We start from the raw sequence: 21,845 nt of genomic DNA, 5'->3' as shown, positions 1-21,845 counted from the left end.
ATGAGTGACTATCAACGCATCCTGCTGATCACTGATCCCCACTGCGGTACGACCCCCGCCCTGCATCGCGCGGCAACGCTGGCACGAGCCTGCAAGGCGGGGTTGCATCTGGTGCTCTTCGACTTTGTCGAATCCATCGCGGCGATGACCCTGTTCAATCACGGCGCCGGAACCCTGGCCCGGGAAGGCTACCTGGACAAGAAACGCGAAAAACTTGCCGAACTGGCCCACAGCCTCATCAATCAGGGGCTGCAGGTGAGCTACGACGTGGTCTGGTCGCAACATCCGCATGCGGCTATTCGAGACTACGTCAAGGATATCGAGGTCGACCTGGTGGTCAAGGATCTGCAGGTCGAGTCGCAACTCAAATGTGCGCTGCTCGGCCCCACCGACTGGCATCTGGTGCGCCAGTGCAGCAAGCCGGTGATGCTGGTCCGGCGCGATGCGCCAGCGCGGCCGAAGAACTTCGTCGCGGCGGTGGCCCTGGAGAATATCGGCGACGGCGAAACCACCCGTGATGACCAGGTGATTCGCCTGGCCAGCGAACTGGCGATGATCTGCGATGCCGACCTGGAACTGTTGCATGCCTGCGATATTCCCGCCGGCTATGACCTGATGCAGGAATATCCGTGGGATTCGGATGCCGCGGTGGCCCTGCAGAAACTGCGCAGCGAGGCCTTCGACGACCTTGCCAGGGGCCATCAGGTGCCCGGTCGCCGCCGCCATTTCCTGTTGGGGCAGGCGATCCTGCGGGTGGAGGAGTTTGTCCGCGAACGCGAGGTGGACACCCTGGTCATTGGTCGGTCCCAGGCCGATGCCTTTCCCTGGCTGGGCAGCTTTGCCGAGTCGCTGCTGTCACAGCCACCTTGTTCCGTCCTGGCCTTGGGGACCGACTCGCTCTGAACCCCGCGCCGCCCGCCGGCCGGAGCGAGCCGGCCCACGGGCGCTGTTCCTCACGGCGTGATGGCGACTTTCATGACCCCGTCGCGCTGGTGGGCGAACAGCTCATAGGCCACCTCGATATTGTCCAGTTTGAAGCGATGGGTGACCAACGGCTTGAGGTCGACGCTGCCGGTCGGCAGGGCAAGCCGCCGGTACTTGATGTAAATCAAGGCCCGGCTGGCCGGGCGCCGCAGAATCGAGGATGACCGATTCTTTTCGGGTGGCTACCTTCAACCCTTGCCTTGTGAAGTTGTCGCCCGCTATCCGGTGCGCTCGACTGGGCGCGCCCTGGAGGTGTCCCTTGTCTTCACGTCCACGTTTACTGTTGGTCGCACCGGCCGAAATGACCCACAGCCCGGCCTTCGACCGGGCGCGGGTGCTGGCCAAGGCCATGGAGGCCTCGCTGACCCTGGTGGCTTTCGTCTATCTCGATGTGTTGCAACAACTCGATCTGCTCGAGGCTGACCAGCGGGAGGAGATCCGTGAGCTGTACTTGCATCGCTATCGCCAGTGGCTGGAGCAGGAAGCCGAGCTGATGCGCGGCGAGGGGCTCGAGGTCACGACCGAGGTTAAGTGGGATCTGCCGTCGCTGCAGGCCTTGTCCAGCTACGTGCGTCAGCAGCATCCCGATCTGCTGATCAAGGATGTTCATCAGGAGTCGGCCCTCAAGCGGATTTTCTTTACCCCCCTGGATTGGCGTTTGCTGTGTGACAGCCGGGCACCGATCCATCTGGTCACCGCGCAGGGCATGGCCCAGCCACGCAAGGTGCTGGCCTGCGTCGACGTCCTGCGCGATGACGTCGCGACGCGGGAGCTCAATGACCGGATCATCGACCAGGCCGCCCGCTTCGCCAAGTACTGCAAGTGCCCGCTGCACCTGCTGGGGGTCTATGACTGGACGGCCCTGTATGTCGCCGATATCGGTATCGGCAAGGTGCCGGTTTCGGTAAGCCCCAGTTATGACGAGCGCAAGCTCAAATTCCTGCATCTGGCCGACAAACATGCCCTGCACAAGGACAACCGACATTTCATTGTCGGTACTCCGGGAAAGGCCATCGTCGAGTTTGTCGGCCAGGATGTCTATGACGTGTTGGTCATCGGCACCGTGACCCACCGTTCGTTCAACAAGCTGTTGGGCAGTACGACCGAAAGCCTGTTGTATCAGCCGCCCTGCAGCCTGCTGGTGATCAAACCCGCCGAACTGCCGGATTTCGCCCAGTAACACGATGAGCAACGAGCGGCTGTCCGGCGCTCCAACATCCTGCCTATGGAGGTGTGTCATGAGTCAATACCAACGCCTGCTGCTGATCACCGATCAGCACCTGCCTCACTCCCCGGCTGCCAGGCGTGCCGCCGCCCTGGCCGCGGCCAGCGGCGCGGCCTTGCATATCACGGCACTGGTCGAGCCGCCGCCGCGGATTCATCTGATCGAGTCGAAAATGGATGAGCCGGCTCGCGCCGCGTATATGGACAAATACCGGGTCTGGCTGGAGGGTGCGACCGCGAGCTTGCGCGACAGCGGCCTGCAACTGACCACCGAAGCGCTCTGGACCACCCATCCATTGCGCGACATCCTGATCCACGCCCGTGAGATCGAACCTGACCTGCTGATCAAGGATGTCTATCTGGAGCCGCTACTCCAGCGGGTCTTCACCACGCCGCTGGATTGGCATCTGCTGCAGGAAAGTCCGGTGCCGGTGCACCTGGTCAACCAGATTGCCGCGGACTTGCCCCGGCGCGTGGTGGCGGCCGTCGACACCTCCAGCGGGGAGGCCGGTATCACCGAGTTCAATCGCAAGATCATCCGTGAGGCCGAAGCCCTGGCGCTGCAATGCGACGCCGAACTGCATTTGCTGTATGCCTACGACCTGTCGCCGGCGTTCATGGCCGATCCCAGTGTCACGGTGATCTGGATCGATGAGCTGCGTGCCGCGCTGCTGGAGCCTTTCACCCGCCTGGCGGACGACTATGGCGTGCCGGCCGAGCGCCGGCACTTCCTGATGGGCTCGCCGGTGGGGGTGATCGCCGACTATGTGCAGGGGAATGCGATCGACGTGGTGGTGATGGGCTCGGTCCAGCCCAAGGGCCTGGGCAAGCTGATCGGCGATACCACCGAGCGGATCCTGTTGATTCCCGAGTGCAGTGTGCTGACGGTCAAGCCCGACTGAGTCCGGCTTTCGTAGGACGCACACTGAAAAGCCCCTTGTCGGTGACCGGCAAGGGGCTTTTTCATGACGTTGGGCCAGGCTGTGTCAGAGGCTCAGCAGACCCTGCCAGAGCATCCAGGCGGCCACTGCCGCGGCCACCCAGATCAGCCCCAGCAGGCCCTTGGCAAAACCGTTGAGCAGCTTGCGCTGTGGGGTCAGCAGGTAGATCAGCGAGCCGGGGGCGTAGAGCAAGGCGCTGAGCAGCAGGTACTTGGGGCCGGCCGCGTACAACAGCCAGAAGCAGTAGACGCTGGCCAGCAAGGAAATCGCCAGGTCGCGGCCACTCAGGCTGTTGTGCCCGTCCTGGCCACGGTCCTGCCAGCTGACCTTGAGCGCGTAGAGGCCGCTGAACAGATAAGGCAGCAGGATCATCGAGGTCGCCAGGGAGATCAGTGCCAGGTAGGTGGCGTTCGCATACAGCGTGAGGATCAGGAACAGTTGGATGCAACCGTTGGTGACCCACAAGGCATTGGCCGGTACGCCCTGGCTGTTTTCCTTGGACAAGACCGCTGGCATCACACTGGCCTTGGCCGGGCTGAACAAGGATTCGGCCGAGAGCAGGGTCCAGGCCAGCAGGGCGCCGCCCACGGAAACCATCAGGCCGAGGCTGATCATCATGCCGCCCCAGGGACCGGCGATGGCTTGCAGTACCCCGGCGGTGGAGGGGTTTTTCATGGCCGCCAGTTCGGGCTGGCCGAGGATGCCCAGCGACAACAGCGAGACCGAAATCAGCAGCAACAAGGTAATGGCAAAGCCAATGATGGTGGCCCGTCCGACGTTGACCCGTTCCGCCGCCCGGGCGGAATAGACGTTGGCGCCTTCGATACCGATAAAGACCCAGACGGTCACCAGCATGGTGCTCTTGACTTGGTCGAGGACCGAGCCCAGGGCTGGCGCACCCCAGAAGCCGGCCACGAAGGTGTCGGAATGAAAGGCCAGCGCGGCGCAGCCGACAAACACCAGGATCGGCACGATCTTGGCAATGGTGGTGATGGCATTGGCCCGCGCCGCGGTGCGTATGCCGCGCAGGATCATGAAGTGCATGGCCCAGAGCAGCAGCGAGGCGGCAATGATCGCCACCTTGTTGTTGCCGTCGCCGAAGGCCGGGAAAAAATAGCTGGCGGCGGCGAACAGGATGACCAGGTAGCCGACGTTGCCGATCCAGGCGCTGATCCAGTAGCCCCAGGCCGAGTTGAAGCCGACGAAGTCACCGCCCAGGGCCTTGGCGTAGGCGAACACGCCATTGTCCAGTTCCGGCTTGCGGTTGGACAGCATCTGGTAGACCAGGGCCAGGGACAGCATGCCGACCCCGGTGACCAGCCAGCCGATCAGGATCGCGCCGGCCCCGGCCCCGGCGGCCATGTTCTGTGGCAGGCTGTAGGCACCGCTGCCGATGATGGACCCGACCACCAGGGCGATCAGCAGGCTCAGGGACAAGCGCGCTGATTGCGCGAGCGTCGCCGGTTTCAATGAGGGCGCGGTCGTGCCGGGGGATGAATGCTGTTGCAAGGGCGTTGCCATGATGACACCTCCAGGATCGGGACGGGGCGTTCGAGCGCACCGATCAGCGAAGGCGCCACGGTCTGAACGCATGGACTGAATGTCTGCCCATGGGCGCCTGGAGCTGTTGATCTTTATCAAGACTTGAATGGATAGGTCTTCGGCTATCCCGAATGGGCGCCTGTGCGTGAATTTTCCTTCGTTTCCCTGGCCCCGCATGTTTATTATCGGTGCGCTGAAATTCACTTATCCCGACCGATGCTTTCTTCGAGGACAAACATGGACGTTGCCGACGTACTGGTATTGCAAGCGAGTTACACCAACCCGGTGCACGCCGAGGCGATTGCGCTGCTGCTCAATCACTATGCCGAAGACCCGATGGGCGGCGGTCAGGCCCTGGCGCCGGACGTGCTGCAACAGCTGCCTGGCGAACTGGCCAAACGGCCCCACGCTTTCAGTGTGCTGGCGTTTGTCGGTGGGGAGCCGGCCGGGCTGGTGAACTGCTTCGAAGGCTTTTCCACCTTTACCTGCCGTCCCTTGGTGAACGTCCATGATGTCGTGGTGTTGGGCAAGTTTCGCGGCCTGGGGCTGAGCCAGAGGATGTTGCAGAAGGTCGAGGACATCGCCCGCCAGCGCGGTTGCTGCAAGATCACCCTGGAGGTGCTTGAAGGTAACGCCGTGGCCCAGGGTTCCTACCGCAAGTTCGGCTTCAGTGGGGCAGCGCTCGATTCGGAGCACGGCCAGATGCTCTTCTGGAACAAGTCCCTCTAGTTTCGCTGCGCCGCCCATGGCCCTGCCGCGCAGGGCCTATCTATCTACCGCACACGAGGTTGACCTGGAGGGTTGAATCCTTCAGGAGTCGTGGCCGGCCAACCGTGCGTCAGGTGACGACTCGTTCCCATCATTCGAACGAGGACGTCAACCATGTCAACGCAGTCGCCGGCTTCCGAGCGCCGCTCGATGAATCCGACCCCGGTCGCGAAAGCACTCTTCGCGACGATGCCGAGCGTGCTCCGCGCCACGGCGCCGCTGATCCAGGGCGTGCTGGACGAACACTACGCCGATTTCGACCTGTCAGCCGAGCGGGTATGTCTGGCCGTGCCTTACTGGTCATTGGCCACGGGCATCGACGGCGCTCCCGCCGGGCACCATTACTACAGCCTCGCTGAAGTGCTGGTGGAGCGCTTTGCCTTGGGCGTGCCCGTCTGGGGCAGCTCCACCAGCCCGCGCTGGGACACCCGTAACCTGCTCTGGCGCGACCGCCCGCCCGTGGCGAAGAAGCCCCTGGCGATTGAGCTTGACGAGCTTTTGCAACGATTGGACCAGGCTGCGCAGTCGCTGCTGGACACCCTCAAGCAGCAACTGATCGATACCTGGAACGAATCACCCGAAGGGCCTGGGCCGAGCCGTTGGCAGCGACTGGCCGAGGCGATCGGCACGTTGCTCGTTGCGGGCCATACGCCGGTTTCGGGAGGGCGTCCGGACCTGAGTCGCCTGCCGTTCTATATGGGCTATGCGCCGACCGACAAGCACGACAATCTGTCGGCATTGGATATCCGCGCCTACGAGATCCGTGTCTTCAGCGTGGATGCCCAGGGGCGGCGTTATCCGGAGCTGTTTCCGGTGGTCAGCTTCACCCGCTATGAACAGGGTCGCCCCTTGCCTTACCCCCTCTATTTCCATCCGGGCGAAGGTGGCTTGCGCACAGGCCGGGAGGAAGACGCCGAGCTGGTCGGATTGCTGATCGGTAGCCGAACGGTCGGGCGCAACCTGGAAATACGCGAGACGGTCATCTGGCACTGGAATGAGCCTGTCGAGGTGATCGCCGAATGCCTGGCCAAGGGCGTGCTGGAGTATCAATTGCAGGCCCTGAACCTGATCGAGTCCGGCCGCGGCCAAGGATCGCTTGACCTACAGCGGACTGCTCAGCGAGCTGGCGCGCGTGCAATGCAAGTCGCAAGGCCGCTATTACCTTGAAGATATCGGTAGCCTGAACGAGTTCGCCGAGCGGCGCCTGCAGCGCCTGATGCGCGAGGATCATCCAGAGGTCGTGGGGATCGCCCATCCCGCCGATATTCATCTGGCGCTCGACAAGACGGTCGCGCTGCCCTCGCCCGTGGTGGGTGCCGGAGGAGCGGGCGGCGCGCTGGGCACGGTTGAAACGGTGCGCATGAGCCTGACGGAATTTGCCCTGGCCAATCTCGGCGGCTTTCGGCATATGCGGATGGCGATCAGTATCCGTCGCGGCGATCTCGAAGCGCCGGTCCCGCAATGGCTGACCCCGGACTACGTCAAAACCCTGGTGACCCGGGCGGATATCGGCCAGGTCTATCCCGATCTGCTGAAGCGCCGAATGCTCAGCGATGCCATCGAGGCGCGGCGCCGCGAGGCATTATTTGTCGCGCAACTGCGCGTGAGCTTGCCGCTCCAGGCCCTGGAACTGAAGATCAAGGCCGCGGCGGGTTTCACTGACAACGGTTTCCGCTACCTGCAGGCGCTGGTCCAGCCGTTGGCTGCCGGGCGCTTTGTCGACGCGCAGGAAATTGTCCTGCGGCCCCTGGCGTTCAAGGCCAAGGCCGATGGGGCGGCTGACGAGGTGCTGGCGATGTTCCTGATCGGGCCACGGGATATGAGCCAAGGCCCGCTGATCCTGTATCGCCCCTTGTACCTGCAACAACCGTTGCAACAGTTCGAGAGCGGCCAGGCGTTGTTGGCGACGCTCCGCCAGTCCGACGATCTGCAACGTAGCGTGCTGGCCTGGATGAACGAACCGGCGCGTCGTCGTTATGCCGAGGGCGGCTTTGAGGCGCCGCATATCCAGATGTTCCTACCCGGGGACGAGTTCGCCCCCGAGCCGCAAAAGCCTGCCCCCGCGACCCTGGCCGAGGAGATTGTCAAGGGCGACTACCTGCAGGCGATCTTCGTGGCCACGGTCAAGGCCCTGGTCGAGCAGGCCGACCGCCAGTCGGTGTCGAATATCGAGCAACGTTGGGCCGACTGGAAGGCGGGTGCCTGGCTGGTGCTGCTGAGCATCACGCAACTGCCGTTTGCCGGGCTCTTGCCCTATGTCGGGCGGTTGGTGGAGGTGCTGGGCTGGCTGGTGGTGGTGAAGATCGCCCATGACGATCTGTTGAGCCTGGGCCGCGACAATCCACAGCAACAGTCGGCGGCGGCGGCCGACCTGTTGTTCAATCTCGCGACCCTGCTGTTGCATTATCGTGTCGCGGGCGAGGCGCGACCGGTTCCGCCACACGCAGTTGAACCGCCGGCTCCTGGGGCGGCATTGCCCGCGCCGAGCATCACCCGGGTGCCCGACCTGCCCCGTGCTGTACTGGATGCCTGGTCGATAGCTGGCTGGCGGGTCTCCGACGAACTGATGAAACAGCTGCGCACCTACCGTTTACAGACCTTCGACAAGCCGCTCGCGGCCTTGTCCGAACTGGGCCGGGTGGCGCCCTCGGGGCCGGCGCGGGGCCTGGTTCATATCCAGAAGGCCGACGGCGGGAAATGGTGCGCGCTGATCCAGGGCCATTTGTATGAGGTGGCTTGGGAAGCCGAGGGCGATGGCGTGCGGATCGTTGACCCGCAGGGCAATCTCGGCCCCTGGGTTCGCGCTGACGAGCAGGGCCGCTGGAGCCTGGACCTGCGCTTGCGCGGCGGCGGCCCGAAGCGCGGTCCGGCGGGAGCGGCGGGGACATCGGCGACGGTATCGCGGCAAGTCGGCCTGAACTACGCGAAGCTCTATGAGCTCGATGATCAGGTCAGGCAGAACCAGAGCCAAATCATCGGCAGTATGCGGCGTTGGAAGCTGGCGAGCGAAGGCGAGACGGCCAAACGGGTGACCCCTGAGCGTCGTAGCGAGTTGCATGCCGAGGTGACCAGGTTACTGGAACAGCGTCTGCAGAACTATCTCAAACAGCTGGAACTGCTCGATCGGCTGAAGACCCAGACCCGGGTCGCACCGCAAATGTTCATTCTGGCCCTGAAAAATACCGTGCTCGATCTGCAAGCGTTGATGCACGCACATCGCACCTGGTTGTTGGAAAGACTCGCCATGGGCCATGGAGAGCCCGCCGGGCGGCCGCAAACGCCTGAGCAACTGGCCAGGTTTTACACCGAATGGGATCGTGATTGCGCGGCCACCGACAAGTTGCTCGATTGGGCCCTCCAGCAAAAGAACCTGCTCGCCCGGTTGAAGGACATACGCGGCGCTCGTGAGGACTACCAACAGGTCAAGGCCAGCATCGGTATGAGTTCCATCGAGGCGGAGGTGCGGATCTGGAAGATCTCGCAGTTGAAAAATCGTTTTGTCCGCGCCGAGGTCACGCCCGAGGATTTCGGCCAGGAAATGTACGATGCGGTCGGGGATCAATTCGCGCGGCTGCACCTGTCCTACTATTCGTCGCTGGATGCCATCGAGGAGGGCAAGTTGTCGGCGAGCGAGCGCATCACGCTGTTGGAGTCCGTGCTCGAGCAATCCAGCGATATGCGCCAGAAGCTCGAATTCTGGTCGACCAATCTCGACAATCGCCAACCCGCCACGGGGCAGTTGGACCTGGTACTCGAAGCGCTGAAGGGGCTTGAGCAGGAAACCGAGGAAGACCTGCGCCAGTTGCTGGGGCTCGATGATTGGGAGCTGCCGCCCTTGCCCAGGGCGCGACCCGAGGTCAGGAGCACGCGGAAAAAAATCATCCGCACGCGCCAGCGGCAAGTGCTCTGCGGTGAAGTCCAGTCCTCGACGGAGGGCGAGGAGACGGTACAGGTCACCGGCCCCTATGGCCAGGTGATCGAGACGTTCCAGCAGAACCGCGAGGATGGGCTGTGGGACGAGGTGGTCGCGGCCGACAAACCGGCCCGCCCGGCAGTGCTCAAGCCGGTGATCGGCCTGGAAAAACTGGTGGCTGGCGGGCGTCAATGGCTCGGCGACGAGTCGTCGATCATCGACCGGGTCATGAGCCAGGCCGGCCGTTCGAATGCACCCAGGGCGCAGGAAGACATCTTGCGCATCCGCGCCGAGATGATGGCGCACCAGGCCACGGAGATCGACAAGGTCCTGGACATAACGCAAACGCCGCCGCGCAACCCGGAGCGGGTGAAGAATGCCCAGACGGTAGCGCAGCAACTGCGCGAGGCGGCGCCCAGGTTGATCGCCGCCGGGCAACGCGCCCGTATCGCCGCGATCCTCGACAATGCACCGGAAATGTCGCGTATCGACTACCTGCGGGGCCTCGGGGAGGTGACGATCCGCCGCGAAGGCCATCGGATCAGGCTCGGCGGCAACGACTTTCTGCAGGAGTTCGCGATCCTCGACAAGGCTGGCAAGCCACGCTGGTATGCGCACTTTCATTACCCGACCGTGATGGCACTGGATTCGGACTTTGCCGCCGCTCACCTGAAAACCTTCGAACAGCGCAAGATCGGTGGCAAGTACCAGTTGCTGGAACAGGAAAAGGCCTTCAGGAAAATCCAGACGGGGAAGGGCGGTAGCGCTCGCCTGGCGTTGCAGATCCATCGCAGTGTCATCGATCCGGCGTCGGCGAAAAAACACTTTTTTCCGCTCCCGTGAAAGCTTCTGGTTGGCCCTTGCTGTCGTATCCCGATAGCGCCAGGGGGGGGGTTGTTGCGGTTAGCTGGTGACTTTTCCTTGCCAAGGATTGCGCCCCCATGCCCGATCAACCGACCTCGCTGCAGCAGTACAGAGACACTGCCCGTGAGCTGTTCGAGGGCCGTCCGACCCTCGCGACCGGCGCCCACGACCGCGGATGCCGGCTTTGTCAGCGCCCATCTGAAGACCCTCGCGCAACGGCGCCTGGGCAGCCAGGCCCAGGCCCAGGCCTCGGCCCGGCAGCGCGGCTGCCAGAATACAGGCCGGGCAGGGCGGCCGGGCGCAACTGACGCTGGATATCCATCGCGGTCGGATTCTCGACAAGGCCATGGTCCAGACGCTGTTTTTCAGCACCACGGAGCCGGATACGAGTGCTTGAAAATGCCCCGGCTGGTGTCTGCAACCCGGGTTCCAGCCGATATCGAGACAGACATCCGTGTGCCGCTGGGCTAAGGTGTGTCAGAGCTTTTTCATCGATATCGGGAGTACCCTGCATGCAACTGGGAATCATCGGACTGGGCCGCATGGGCGGCAATATCGCGCGGCGCCTGATGCTTGATGGCCATCAGACAGTGGTGTATGACCGCAATACCGACTTCGTCGCCGCCCTGGGCAAAGAGGGCGCCAGCGCTGTCGCCGACCTGCCGGCGCTGGTGGCCGGTCTGGCCAAGCCGCGTGCGGTCTGGGTGATGCTGCCGGCCGGCGGGCCGACCGAGGACACCATCGCCGAGTTGAGCAAACTGCTGGACGCCGGCGATGTGATCATCGACGGCGGCAACACTTTCTACAAGGACGATATCCGCCGTGGCCAGGAGCTGGCGCAAAAGGGCATCGACTATATCGATGTCGGCACTTCCGGTGGGGTCTGGGGCCTGGAACGTGGTTACTGCATGATGATCGGCGGTGACGCCAAGGTAGTCGAACGCCTCGATCCGCTGTTCGCCAGCCTGGCCCCGGGGATCGGCAGCATTCCCCGCACCCGCGACCGGGTCAGCGCCGATGATCGTGCCGAGCGTGGCTATATCCATGCCGGTCCGCCGGGCGCCGGGCACTTCGTCAAGATGATCCACAACGGTATCGAATACGGCATGATGCAAGCCTTCGCCGAAGGCTTCGATATCCTCAAGACCAAGAACTCGCCGAGCCTGCCCGAGGACCAGCGTTTCGACCTGAACCTTGCGGATATCGCCGAAGTCTGGCGGCGCGGCAGCGTGGTCTCGTCCTGGTTGCTGGACCTGACCGCCGACGCCCTGGCCAGCGATCCGAAACTCGACGGTTACAGTGGCGCGGTGGCCGACAGCGGCGAAGGACGCTGGACCATCGAGGCGGCCATGGAACAAGCGGTGCCGGTGCCGGTGCTGTCCAACTCGCTGTTCGCGCGCTTTCGCTCGCGCCAGCAAAGCACCTATGGCGACAAACTGCTGTCGGCGATGCGCTTCGGCTTCGGTGGTCATGTGGAGACACCGAAAAAATGAATGCCGCTCGCACCAAGCGCAAGGTCGAGCCGGCGCCACCGACCACCTTGTTTCTCTTCGGCGCCCACGGCGACCTGGTCAAGCGCCTGCTGATGCCGGCGCTCTACAACCTGACGCGTGATGGCCTGGTGGGCGATAACCTGCATATCGTCGGTGTCGATCACAACGCCATCAGCGACGCCGATTTTGCCAAGAAGCTCGAGGCATTCAGTCGCGCCGAAGTCGCGGCCAAGACTGGGGAAAGTGCGGAGACGGCGCTGGACGCCGGGATCTGGAACAAGCTGGCGAAGCACATCAGCTACGTTCAGGGCGACTTTCTCGACGATTCGACTTACGCTGCCCTGGGCGAGAAGATCGCCGCCAGCGGCACCGGCAATGCGGTGTTCTACCTGGCGACCGCGCCGCGCTTCTTCAGCGAGGTGACGCGGCGACTGGGGGCGGCGAAGCTGCTCGAAGAAACCCCCGAGGCGTTCCGCCGGGTGGTGATCGAGAAGCCCTTCGGTTCCGACCTCGCCAGCGCCGAAGCCTTGAACACTTGCCTGCTCAAGGTGCTGAGTGAGAAGCAGATTTATCGCATTGACCATTACCTGGGCAAGGAAACCGTGCAGAACATCCTGGTTAGCCGTTTCTCCAACGGCTTGTTCGAGGCGTTCTGGAACAACCATTACATCGACCATGTGCAGATCACCGCCGCGGAAACCGTCGGTGTTGAAACCCGTGGCAGTTTCTACGAGCATACCGGCGCCCTGCGGGACATGGTGCCCAATCACCTGTTCCAGTTGCTGGCGATGGTGGCGATGGAGCCACCGGCGGCCTTCGGTGCCGATGCGGTGCGCGGTGAAAAGGCCAAGGTGGTCGGCGCGATCCGTCCCTGGACGGTCGAGGAGGCCCGGGCTAACTCGGTGCGTGGCCAGTACAGCGCGGGTGAACTGGGCGGCAAGGCCGTGCCCGGTTACCGTGAAGAAAGCAACGTGGCGGCGGACAGCAACACCGAAACCTATGTCGCGCTCAAGGTGATGATCGACAACTGGCGCTGGGTCGGCGTGCCGTTCTATCTGCGTACCGGCAAGCGCATGAGCGTGCGTGATACGGAGATCGCCATCTGCTTCAAGCCGGCGCCGTATGCGCAGTTCCGCGACACCGAGGTCGAGCGCTTGCAGCCGACCTACCTGAAGATCCAGATCCAGCCCAACGAAGGCATGTGGTTCGACCTGCTGGCCAAGCGTCCGGGGCCGGCGCTGGCGATGACCAATGTCGAGCTGGGTTTCGCCTACAAGGACTTCTTCGAGATGCAGCCGTCCACCGGCTACGAAACCCTGGTCTACGATTGCCTGACCGGTGACCAGACGCTGTTCCAGCGCGCCGACAATATCGAGAACGGCTGGCGGGCGGTGCAACCGTTCCTCGATGCCTGGCACGAGGACAATCAGGTGCAGGGCTACAAGGCTGGGGAAAACGGTCCGCAGGCCGCCGACGAACTGCTGTCCCGTGACGGCCGCGTCTGGCACGGCCTCGGCTGAGTGAGTGCGCGCAGTATCCCATCCACTTGCTGCTCAGCGATATGGACGGCACCTTGTTGCGTCCCGATCACCGCCTTAGTCCGCGCACGGTCGAGGCGGGGCGGGCGTTGCGCGCGGCGGGGGTGTTTTCCGCCTCGCCACCGGCCATGCGCGAGCAGATCGAGGCGCTGGGGGGGATATTCCCAGCAGGCGAACAAGGGCGAGGTGCTGCTGACCCTGGCGAAATTCTTCGAGCAATTTGTCCTGGCCAGGCGATAGATCCGCTTCGGATGGCCGCCCATGGCGGTTCGCGGGCAAGCACCGCTCCCACAGGTTTTTCGTCGTACGCCAAACCGCGAGCGCCCCGGACATTGTGGGAGCGGTGCTTGCCCGCGAACCGCCGAAGGCGGCCATTCACCCCTGACCCGAGGGACTGCCCGGTCCTGCTTTTGGCACATCCGCTTCCTCCAGCCAGGCCGGTCTGCTTGCTATAGTTCCAACCTTCCAGTGCCCTGCCAAGGATGCCCGTCATGTCCGAATACCAAGCCTTCCACGTCGAACTGGTAGACAACATCGCCCATGTCCGGATCAATCGCCCGGAGAAGATCAACGCGATGAACGCGGCCTTCTGGAGCGAAATCATCGAGATCTTCCAGTGGATCGAGGACACCGACGCCGTGCGCGTGGTGGTCATCAGTGGCGCCGGCAAACACTTCTCTTCCGGGATCGACCTGATGCTGCTGGCCTCGGTGGCCAACGAGCTGGGCAAGGATGTTGGCCGCAACGCCCGCCTGCTGCGGCGCAAGATCCTCGAGCTGCAAGCTTCCTTCAACGCCGTCGACAACTGTCGCAAGCCGGTCCTGGCGGCGATCCAGGGTTACTGCCTGGGCGGTGCCGTCGACCTGATCGCCGCCTGCGACATGCGCTACTGCGCCGAGGACGTGCAGTTTTCCATCAAGGAAGTGGATATCGGCATGGCCGCCGATGTCGGCACTTTGCAACGTTTGCCGCGTATCATCGGCGACGGCATGCTGCGTGAGCTGGCCTACAGCGGACGCCAGTTCGGCGCCGACGAAGCGATTCGCATCGGCCTGGTCAATCGCGTCTACCCCGATCATGCCGCCTTGCTTGATGGTGTGATGGCGATTGCCCGGGAAATTGCCGGTAAATCACCGATTGCGGTCACCGGGACCAAGGCGATGATCAGCTATATGCGCGACCATCGGATCGATGATGGTCTGGAATACGTTGCCACCTGGAACGCCGCCATGTTGCAATCCACTGACCTGCGCGTCGCCATCGCCGCGCATATGAGCAAGCAGAAAGCCGAATTCCCTGATTGAAGCCTGCCAAGGACTCACTGATGACTCAACGCTGGACAACCGCTGTACTGGATATCGAGCAGGCCGGTGGCTGGGCCGTGGTGCATAGCCCCGCCGGTTTCCTGCTGGACGACAACGGGGTGTTGTTTCCCCGTGAGTGGCTCAAGCGCCAGGACCTGTCGCTGTTGGCCGAGCATGGTATCGGGCAGCTGGACGGCGAGCCGGTCTACCTGCTGGAGCTGAAGTCCGGCTTCGAACTGCCGGGTGGTCGCTGGCAGGGCTTGCGGGCCTTCATGCTCGAGGGCGATCACACGATCTATCGCATGCTCGGTTATGCCGCGCAGATCGGCACCTGGGCGCGCGAGCACCGCTTCTGCGGCAGCTGCGGCCAGGCCATGACCCAGGTGCATCTGGAGCGGGCGATGTTCTGCCAGGCCTGCGACCTGCGCAGTTACCCACGGATCTCGCCGAGCATGATCGTGCTGGTGACCCGCGGCGACGAAGTGCTGCTGGCCCGTTCGCCGCGCTTTGTGCCTGGGGTCTACAGCACCCTGGCCGGTTTCGCCGAGCCGGGTGAGTCGGCGGAGGAGTGCCTGATTCGGGAAGTGCGTGAGGAAGTGCAGGTCGAAGTGAAGAATATCCAGTACATGGGCAGCCAGTGCTGGCCGTTCCCGCACTCGATGATGCTGGGCTTTCACGCCGAGTACGCCGGCGGTGAGATCGTGCCGCAGGCGGACGAGATCGAGGATGCCCAGTGGTTCAGCATTCACAATATGCCGCCGTTGCCGGCTTCGCGTTCGATTGCCCGCTACCTGATCGACCTGTATCTGGCGCGGCGCCTGGGTTATTCGGAACCGCTGCTGCCGGTCTAGCCTGATACCGCTCAATTCATGGCCATGCACCGTCCTTGTCGGAGCCGGCTTGCTGGCGATGCGATCTGATAGCCGACATCATCGTCGCCTGGAAAATCGCTATCGCCGGCAAGCCGGCTCCTACAGGTTACGTGGTGTTTTCTGGATTTAGGCCACGCTGAACCAGTGTTGCCAGGCCAGGCGCACGGTCAGGCCGAGGACCACGGTGATAAACACCGGGCGGATAAACTTCGCCCCGCCGCTGATGGCGGTGCGGGCGCCGAAGAAGGCGCCGAGCATCACCGACACGCCCATGCACAGGCCGATCACCCAGTCCACCTGGCCAGAAAACACGAACACCGACAGCGCGGCGATATTGCTGACGAAGTTCAGGCTGCGGGCCACGCCACTGGCCTTGACCAGGTCGATGGGGTAGAGCAGCAGGCTGCTGACGGTCCAGAAGGCGCCGGTGCCGGGGCCGGCCACGCCGTCGTAGAAACCCAGGGCCAGGCCCTGGGGCAGTTGCCATTTCTTTTTGATCGGCGCGTTGCTGTCCAGCGGCGCCTTGGGCGTGCCGCCGAACAACAGGTACAGGCCGCAGGCGAAGACAATCACCGGGAGCATCTTGTTCAGCCATTCGGCCGGCATGAAGTGCGCGGTCACGGCGCCGATCAGCGCGCCGACGAAGGTGCCGAGAATCGCCCGTTTCCATTGTCCTGGTTGAAACAGCTTGCGCCGATAGAAGGTGAAGCCGGCGGTGGCCGAGCCGAAGGTCGAGCTGAGCTTGTTGGTACCCAGCACCAGATGCGGTGGTAGCCCCGCGGTGAGCAGCGCCGGAGTGGTGAGCAGGCCGCCACCGCCGGCGATGGCGTCGATGAATCCGGCGATAAAGGCAACAACGGTGAGAATGGCGAGGGTGGTCAGGTCAACGCTGAGATCGAAAGGCATGGGGGGCGGCTTAGGTCGGCAGGCGGCGCGGCAAGGTGGCGCTCAAAGGCCGCCATCTTACCCATTACCGAATGTTGCTGCGACCCTGACGGCTTGGGCTGCGGTGTCTGTGCTGACGCCTTCGCGGGCAAGCTCCGCTCCCACACTGACCGTGTCTGTCCAGGGTGCCGTGGTATCAACCCGGTCCTGTGGGAGCGGAGCTTGCCCGCGAAGGCGGCCTGAGCAGCACTGCTGAATCTGACCTTTACCTGGATCGCGGCCCATTGCCGATCTGCCAGACAAACGGTGGCTCGCTCCTGTTGACCACCCAATCGCCGACAATCCGCGCCTTGTAGATCAGCGGATTATGCGACGACACCGTCCGCGCATTGCGCCAATGCCGGTCCAGCGCCTTGCCCTGGCGTACATCCGAAGCACCGAGGGCATTGAACAATTCGCTGGTGGCCCGCAGGATCAACTCGGACACCACCACCTGGGCCGTGGCCGATTCGATTTCCGCGTCGACATTGGCTTGCCGTTCAAGCTCGCGGCTACCGCCAAACCTGGCCACATAAGCCCGTTGCGCCGGCTGCGCGGCCCGTACCGCGCTGGCTTCGGCGGCATACACCCGGGCGGCGACTTCGCCCACCACTTGCAGCACCTGGGCATCCTCGCTGGAGCGCTGGGCATTGCCATGGCTGTAGATGCGCGTGCGATTGCGCACCTGCTGCGCCACATCCTTGAGGGCCGATCGGCCGATGCCGGCCAGGGTCGCCAGCAGCACCAGTTGATAGAACGCCGTCTGGTATTTGAAACGGGTCGCGAAGTCGATCACCTGCCCGGCTTCCACCACCGCATCGACAAACCGTGAAGTCCCGCTGCCGGTGGTGCGCTGGCCGAAACCGTCCCAGTCATCGCTGTGTTCGATCCCCGGCTGAGGCGTGCGCACGGCGGCAATCACATCGCCGCCGGTGTCACTGCGGCGGGCGTAGACATCGATCCAGTCGGAGAAGATGCTTCCGGTGCTGTAGAACTTCTCGCCGTTGAGACGCCACTGTTCGCCATCCGGCGTGACCTTGGTCACCACGTCGCCAATGACCACATTGCCGATTTCGGTCCAGGCGCAGCCGACGATATCGCCATCGACGAAGCGCTTGAACCATAGGTCGCGATTCGCCCCGGGCGGGGCATTCAGGCGGTCCTCGGCAAAGGCGAAGTGTCCGCGCAAGGCCTGGGGTACGTTGGAGTCGGCCTCGGCCAGTTCGATCAGCAGTTGGAACAGCTGGGGCAGGGAGGCACCGCCACCGCCATATTCCACGGGCACCCGCACGGCGCCGAAGCCGGCCAGCTTGAGCCACTGGATCGGCTCGTGGGGCAGGTCGCGCGATTGCTCCCGTTCCACTGCCCCGGCGGCGATGCGGGCAAAGATCGGCCGAAAGCGTTCGGCCAGGGATTCGTAGTCAACGCCAAGGGACAGCGGGTTGATCACCTGGTGTTCGGTCATGGGACAGCTCCTTGAGGACAGGCAGGGAAAGTACGCTTGCCAGGCCTGTTTGCACGGTCCATGCCGAGGGCGCCAGAGCCGCTGGGACGGGCGCTTGCCGGTGCCCGGCGATGGGTAGCTGTTGCCAGGTACACAGCGTTTCAACAAATCGTCCTGCCAGACCACAAATCTTCCAGCTTGCAGCGCCCCTGGCAGGCGCCGGCTTGCCGGCGATGGGGCCCGTGAGACATGCATCGTCTGATTGACCGCCATCGCCGGCAAGCCGGCTCCTACAGGGTTTGTATTTCAGGCTTCACACATCGGCGCTCCGGCAAGCTCGCGCGCTCCCGGTCACTGGCACGCTTGCTGCTCTACCTCCTTGAACATTCCCCCGCGCCGAGGTTCAACAGCATGAGTCAGCAAGCCGTAAAATTCGCCTACTGGGTGCCCAATGTCAGCGGTGGGCTGGTGGTCAGCAAGATCGAACAGCGCACCAGTTGGGACATCGACTACAACCGCAAGCTGGCACAGTTGGCGGAGGCGGCCGGGTTCGAGTACGGCCTGACCCAGATCCGCTTCACCGCCGGCTACGGTGCCGAGTACCAGCATGAGTCGGTTGCCTTCAGCCATGCTCTGCTGGCCGCCACCCACACACTGAAAGTGATCGCCGCGATCCTGCCCGGCCCTTGGCAACCGGCGTTGGCGGCCAAGCAACTGGCGACCATCGATCAACTCACCGGGGGCCGGATTGCCGTCAATATCGTCAGCGGCTGGTTTCGCGGTGAGTTCCATGCCATTGGCGAACACTGGCTGGAACACGACGAACGTTATCGCCGTTCCGAAGAGTTCATTCGCGCGCTGAAAGGCATCTGGACCGAAGATCAGTTCACCCTCAAGGGCGACTTCTACCGTTTCAACGACTACAGCCTCAAACCCAAGCCCCTGAGCCAACCGCACCCGGAGATCTTCCAGGGCGGCAGTTCCCGGGCGGCGCGGGACATGGCGGCGCGGGTCTCGGATTGGTATTTCACCAACGGCAACACGCCCGAAGGGATCAAGGCCCAGGTCGATGATATCCGCGCCAAGGCGGCCGCCAACGGCCACTCGGTGAAAGTCGGGGTGAACGCCTTTGTCATTGCCCGCGACACCGAGGAAGAGGCCCGTGCGGTGCTCGCGCAAATCATCGACAAGGCCGACCCCGAGGCCGTCGGCGCGTTTGGCGATGCGGCGAAACAGGCGGGCAAGTCGTCGCCGGAAGGCGAGGGCAACTGGGCCAAGTCCAGCTTCGAGGATCTGGTGCAATACAACGACGGCTTCAAGACCAATCTGATCGGTACGCCGCGGCAGATCGCCGAACGGATCGTCGCCTTGAAAGCCGTGGGCGTGGACCTGGTGCTGGCGGGGTTCTTGCACTTCCAGGAAGAGGTGGAGTACTTCGGCAAGCGCGTGTTGCCGCTGGTGCGCGAACTGGAGGCGAAGAAGGCCGGGCGGACGGAGGAGGTAGACCTATATTCCAACAACAAGGGGCAGATCGCCCCCGGCTTCTGAGTCAGGCGTCATTTCAAAGATGCTCCCTCTCGCCAAGCAGGGGAGAGGGCGGAGGAGCAGCAGGATGTGAATAGAGTTAGACTGTATGGTTATAAACGGGTGTAGGAGTGTTGTTAAGGTGAATAAAAACTGAATGAATGGAGAATGTTTTTGATTTGAAACATTTTTGAGGGGCATTGAATTAAATCAAAAAAAATAAGATTTTGTGTGTTTTTTTAAAAAACAACCGCTCTCGAAATGAAACTTTGTCACTTTCTGTATCGTGATTGTATCGTATTTGATACTTGATGTAATTGGATCCAATAAACTATGTTTCGTTTCGGTTTGTTCATTGTCCATTTCCGTCAACAGGAAGTTGTCGATATGCGTATTGCCAAAGCTGAAGTGTTTCTGGCTGAAGTTCCTTACAAGGCGCCTTATCAAACGGCTACCAATGTCACACCGAAGGGGCGTCATATTGTTTTGAAAATGACCACCGACACGGGCGTGACGGGGTGGGGGGAGTCGGGCATTATTTCCAGGCGTTATCCGGCGCAGGGCGATACGCCCGAGACTATGTTTGCCATCCTCGAACACTATTTGTGCCCTGCATTGATAGGCCAGGATCCTTGCCAATTCGAAGTGCTCATGAACAGTCTCGATGTATTGATTCAAGGCCATCTGTTTGCCAAGTGCGCTGTCGATCATGCGCTGTTGGACTTGGCGGGAAAAATACTCAATGTACCCGTCTGTAATTTATTGGGTGGAGCCTATAACCTCAGTTATGAGGTGAGTCGCAGCTTGCCGTTTGCTGCTCCCAAAATCGTCACCGAGCGGGCGCTACAATTACAGGATCTTGGTTATCGCAGACTGACGCTCAAGGGGTCGGGGGTTCTGAAAGACGATTACGCTTGCTTCAAGTCAGTCCGGCAGGCCTTGGGCGACGACTTCGAGCTTGAGGTCGATCCCAATTGTGCCTACGACATCCCGACGGCCATCCAGTTTATCAAGCGTATAGAGCAGCATGGTGTCTTCGCCGTGGAGCAACCCACACCTGGCCACGATATAGTGGGCTTGGCTGAAGTGAAGCGTAACGTGTCCACGACGATCATTGCCGATGAAAGTTTGTTTACCTGCCGGGACCTCAAGGAGATCATCCATTTCAATGCTGCGGATGCCATTTGCCTGAAACCTTTCAAATCCGGCGGAATACTGGCTTCGCGTCGGCTTTGTGCGGCAGCCGAGGTTTGCGACCTGCAAGTCAGTACCGGAAGCATGCACCCGTTCGGTATCGGTACGGCTGCGCTTCACCACTTCGTTTCAACATTGAAGAGCGTGGCGACCACGGGATATGGGTGTCCGAGCGAAAGGTTCGCCGATGATATTGTCAGCGAATGTGGTTATTCGTTTGCCGACGGTAAAGTCCGATTGTCGATCGACAGACCGGGATTAGGGATCGAGGTGAATGAGGAAAAACTGTTTTCGTACTCGACCGCCTATAAAGTCATCGAAACGTCCAGTATTTAATCACCCTCCTACGCAATGGATTGCCCAACATGGAACTCATCACGCTTGTCGACTCAACGCTGCGCGAAGGCAATCAGGCGCCTGGAGTCAAGCTGACCACCAAGGCCACCTTGATCGTGGGTGAGGCGTTGGCCGAGGCCGGGATCGATTTCATCGAAGCCGGTCATCCCTACGCCTCGAAACAGGAGTTCGACCGGGTTTCTTCATTGGTCAGATCAAAGTGCGTCAAGAACGTTCTTGCGCATGCACGCGCCCATCGGGACGATATCGATGCCGTATCTGCAACCCAAGCAAATTGGGTCGGAATATTTGCCGGTGTCAATGAGTCGTCCCAACGACATCGGCTCAGGAAAAGCAAAACCGAAATACAAGAGCTGGTATGGCGAAGTATCCTGCATGCGAAGTCACTGGGGCTAGAAGTCCGTTACACCATTGAGGACGCCTCCAGAACATCTCTGGCCGACCTGATTGAGACCTTCGAAATTGCCAGGAATGCGGGGGCGGACAGAATCTGCTTTGCGGACTCACTGGGTATCTGTGAGCCCTTTGAGGTGCTCTCTACTATAGGACTGATCAGGAAGTCCCTTCCCGCTGTCGATCTCGAGGTGCACTTCCATGACGACAGGGGATTGGCGATGGCGAATACGCTGGCGTCCATCGAGGCGGGAGCAACCTTTGTTTCTTGCACCGTCAACGGTATTGGAGAGCGCTGTGGTATCACCGAAACCTGTCTTCTGATTACCAACCTTCACTACAACTCGATCCCCAGTACCGGAAAAAGCCAGAAAGTCCTGAAACTGAGTAGCACGGTATCCCAGGCCATTGGCGACTCATTCGACCGCCGACGCCCTATCATTGGCGAGTACAGCTTTGTGCATACTGCCAAGCTCCACCGGACCGCCAACGCCAGGGACAGCAACTGCTATCACTGGGTCGATCCTGTATGTCTGAGCGAGTGATAAACCAGTGAGCGTGGCGCA

16 protein-coding genes and 2 pseudogenes are annotated in these 21,845 nt (G+C 62.1%); 14 read left to right on the top strand and 4 right to left on the bottom strand.

Annotated features, from left to right (window positions below):
* Complete coding sequence (locus tag AC07T0_RS25570; RefSeq protein WP_495003799.1) at positions 1–903, top strand: universal stress protein; 903 nt, start codon at positions 1–3, stop codon at positions 901–903.
* A 50-nt stretch (positions 904–953) separates the two neighbouring features.
* Here the strand turns inward: AC07T0_RS25570 and AC07T0_RS25565 are convergent.
* Positions 954–1,073: pseudogene (locus AC07T0_RS25565) on the bottom strand (NAD(P)-dependent alcohol dehydrogenase); the annotation flags it as partial.
* Between the two features lie 170 nt (positions 1,074–1,243).
* On the opposite strand from AC07T0_RS25565, the gene AC07T0_RS25560 reads away from it, so the two are divergent.
* Both AC07T0_RS25560 and AC07T0_RS25555 read left to right on the top strand, forming a co-directional pair.
* Positions 1,244–2,164 carry a universal stress protein gene (locus tag AC07T0_RS25560; RefSeq protein WP_495003798.1) on the top strand — a complete coding sequence of 307 codons (921 nt, stop codon included), beginning with the start codon at positions 1,244–1,246 and terminating at the stop codon, positions 2,162–2,164.
* A 58-nt stretch (positions 2,165–2,222) separates the two neighbouring features.
* The gene (locus tag AC07T0_RS25555; protein WP_495003797.1) at positions 2,223–3,110 is read left to right on the top strand and encodes a universal stress protein; all 888 of its coding nucleotides are present in this window, start codon (positions 2,223–2,225) and stop codon (positions 3,108–3,110) included.
* 84 nt (positions 3,111–3,194) lie between these two features.
* Here the strand turns inward: AC07T0_RS25555 and AC07T0_RS25550 are convergent, their stop codons facing one another.
* Positions 3,195–4,670, bottom strand: coding sequence for a basic amino acid/polyamine antiporter (locus AC07T0_RS25550; RefSeq protein WP_495003796.1), 1,476 nt, complete (start codon positions 4,668–4,670; stop codon positions 3,195–3,197).
* A gap of 258 nt (positions 4,671–4,928) precedes the next feature.
* On the opposite strand from AC07T0_RS25550, the gene AC07T0_RS25545 reads away from it, so the two are divergent.
* The 8 genes and pseudogenes from AC07T0_RS25545 (at position 4,929) to nudC (ending at position 15,422) form a co-directional block, all read left to right on the top strand.
* Positions 4,929–5,420: a GNAT family N-acetyltransferase gene (locus tag AC07T0_RS25545; protein WP_495003795.1), complete on the top strand. Its 492-nt coding sequence runs from the start codon at positions 4,929–4,931 to the stop codon at positions 5,418–5,420.
* Positions 5,421–5,573: 153 nt separating this feature from the next.
* Complete coding sequence (locus AC07T0_RS25540; protein ID WP_495003794.1) at positions 5,574–6,626, top strand: hypothetical protein; 1,053 nt, start codon at positions 5,574–5,576, stop codon at positions 6,624–6,626.
* The gene (locus AC07T0_RS25535) at positions 6,556–10,215 is read left to right on the top strand and encodes a dermonecrotic toxin domain-containing protein (protein ID WP_495003793.1); all 3,660 of its coding nucleotides are present in this window, start codon (positions 6,556–6,558) and stop codon (positions 10,213–10,215) included. Before AC07T0_RS25540 ends, AC07T0_RS25535 begins: the two co-directional genes overlap by 71 nt.
* Before the next feature lie 533 nt (positions 10,216–10,748).
* Positions 10,749–11,729, top strand: coding sequence for a phosphogluconate dehydrogenase (NAD(+)-dependent, decarboxylating) (gene gnd / locus AC07T0_RS25530; protein WP_495003792.1), 981 nt, complete (start codon positions 10,749–10,751; stop codon positions 11,727–11,729).
* Positions 11,726–13,249 (top strand): glucose-6-phosphate dehydrogenase, encoded by a 1,524-nt coding sequence (gene zwf / locus AC07T0_RS25525; RefSeq protein WP_495003791.1) that lies wholly within the window; start codon positions 11,726–11,728, stop codon positions 13,247–13,249. The genes gnd and zwf overlap by 4 nt, the downstream gene beginning before the upstream one ends.
* A pseudogene (locus AC07T0_RS25520) lies at positions 13,246–13,434 on the top strand (HAD family hydrolase); the annotation flags it as partial. The gene zwf and the pseudogene AC07T0_RS25520, both read left to right, overlap by 4 nt.
* 324 nt (positions 13,435–13,758) lie before the next feature.
* Positions 13,759–14,571, top strand: coding sequence for a crotonase/enoyl-CoA hydratase family protein (locus AC07T0_RS25515; RefSeq protein WP_495003790.1), 813 nt, complete (start codon positions 13,759–13,761; stop codon positions 14,569–14,571).
* A 20-nt stretch (positions 14,572–14,591) separates the two neighbouring features.
* Positions 14,592–15,422: an NAD(+) diphosphatase gene (gene nudC / locus AC07T0_RS25510; RefSeq protein WP_495003789.1), complete on the top strand. Its 831-nt coding sequence runs from the start codon at positions 14,592–14,594 to the stop codon at positions 15,420–15,422.
* Positions 15,423–15,569: 147 nt separating this feature from the next.
* On the opposite strand, the gene AC07T0_RS25505 is transcribed toward nudC, so the two are convergent.
* Together AC07T0_RS25505 and AC07T0_RS25500 are read right to left on the bottom strand one after the other, a co-directional pair.
* The gene (locus AC07T0_RS25505) at positions 15,570–16,349 is read right to left on the bottom strand and encodes a TSUP family transporter (protein WP_495003788.1); all 780 of its coding nucleotides are present in this window, start codon (positions 16,347–16,349) and stop codon (positions 15,570–15,572) included.
* 244 nt (positions 16,350–16,593) lie between these two features.
* A complete protein-coding gene (locus AC07T0_RS25500; RefSeq protein ID WP_495003787.1) occupies positions 16,594–17,832 on the bottom strand; it encodes an acyl-CoA dehydrogenase family protein in 1,239 nt (412 codons plus the stop codon).
* 390 nt (positions 17,833–18,222) lie between these two features.
* Between AC07T0_RS25500 and sfnG the strand changes: the two genes are divergently transcribed.
* From sfnG to AC07T0_RS25485, 3 genes are all read left to right on the top strand, one after another.
* Positions 18,223–19,359 (top strand): dimethylsulfone monooxygenase SfnG, encoded by a 1,137-nt coding sequence (gene sfnG, locus AC07T0_RS25495; RefSeq protein ID WP_495003786.1) that lies wholly within the window; start codon positions 18,223–18,225, stop codon positions 19,357–19,359.
* Positions 19,360–19,722: 363 nt separating this feature from the next.
* Entirely contained in the window at positions 19,723–20,865 is a 1,143-nt protein-coding gene (locus AC07T0_RS25490) for a mandelate racemase/muconate lactonizing enzyme family protein (protein WP_495003785.1), read from the top strand.
* A gap of 29 nt (positions 20,866–20,894) precedes the next feature.
* On the top strand, positions 20,895–21,824 hold the full coding sequence (locus tag AC07T0_RS25485; RefSeq protein ID WP_495003784.1) for a LeuA family protein: 930 nt from the start codon (positions 20,895–20,897) through the stop codon (positions 21,822–21,824).
* Positions 21,825–21,845: the final 21 nt, after the last annotated feature.

It is taken from the genome of Pseudomonas sp. GW821-FHT04D07 (genome assembly GCF_059420225.1).
Note: the sequence above shows the minus strand (reverse complement) of the source record. Positions and strands in the feature narration are given on the sequence as shown.

Excerpts from the sequence above, each read along its gene's own strand:
- sfnG (WP_495003786.1), top strand. The coding sequence starts at position 18,223 with ATGAGTCAGCAAGCCGTAAAATTCGCCTACTGGGTGCCCAATGTCAGC.
- AC07T0_RS25490 (WP_495003785.1), top strand. The coding sequence starts at position 19,723 with ATGCGTATTGCCAAAGCTGAAGTGTTTCTGGCTGAAGTTCCTTACAAG.
- AC07T0_RS25545 (WP_495003795.1), top strand. The coding sequence starts at position 4,929 with ATGGACGTTGCCGACGTACTGGTATTGCAAGCGAGTTACACCAACCCG.
- gnd (WP_495003792.1), top strand. The coding sequence starts at position 10,749 with ATGCAACTGGGAATCATCGGACTGGGCCGCATGGGCGGCAATATCGCG.
- zwf (WP_495003791.1), top strand. The coding sequence starts at position 11,726 with ATGAATGCCGCTCGCACCAAGCGCAAGGTCGAGCCGGCGCCACCGACC.
- nudC (WP_495003789.1), top strand. The coding sequence starts at position 14,592 with ATGACTCAACGCTGGACAACCGCTGTACTGGATATCGAGCAGGCCGGT.
- AC07T0_RS25485 (WP_495003784.1), top strand. The coding sequence starts at position 20,895 with ATGGAACTCATCACGCTTGTCGACTCAACGCTGCGCGAAGGCAATCAG.
- AC07T0_RS25500 (WP_495003787.1), bottom strand. The coding sequence starts at position 17,832 with ATGACCGAACACCAGGTGATCAACCCGCTGTCCCTTGGCGTTGACTAC.
- AC07T0_RS25505 (WP_495003788.1), bottom strand. The coding sequence starts at position 16,349 with ATGCCTTTCGATCTCAGCGTTGACCTGACCACCCTCGCCATTCTCACC.
- AC07T0_RS25515 (WP_495003790.1), top strand. The coding sequence starts at position 13,759 with ATGTCCGAATACCAAGCCTTCCACGTCGAACTGGTAGACAACATCGCC.
- AC07T0_RS25550 (WP_495003796.1), bottom strand. The coding sequence starts at position 4,670 with ATGGCAACGCCCTTGCAACAGCATTCATCCCCCGGCACGACCGCGCCC.
- AC07T0_RS25540 (WP_495003794.1), top strand. The coding sequence starts at position 5,574 with ATGTCAACGCAGTCGCCGGCTTCCGAGCGCCGCTCGATGAATCCGACC.
- AC07T0_RS25570 (WP_495003799.1), top strand. The coding sequence starts at position 1 with ATGAGTGACTATCAACGCATCCTGCTGATCACTGATCCCCACTGCGGT.
- AC07T0_RS25555 (WP_495003797.1), top strand. The coding sequence starts at position 2,223 with ATGAGTCAATACCAACGCCTGCTGCTGATCACCGATCAGCACCTGCCT.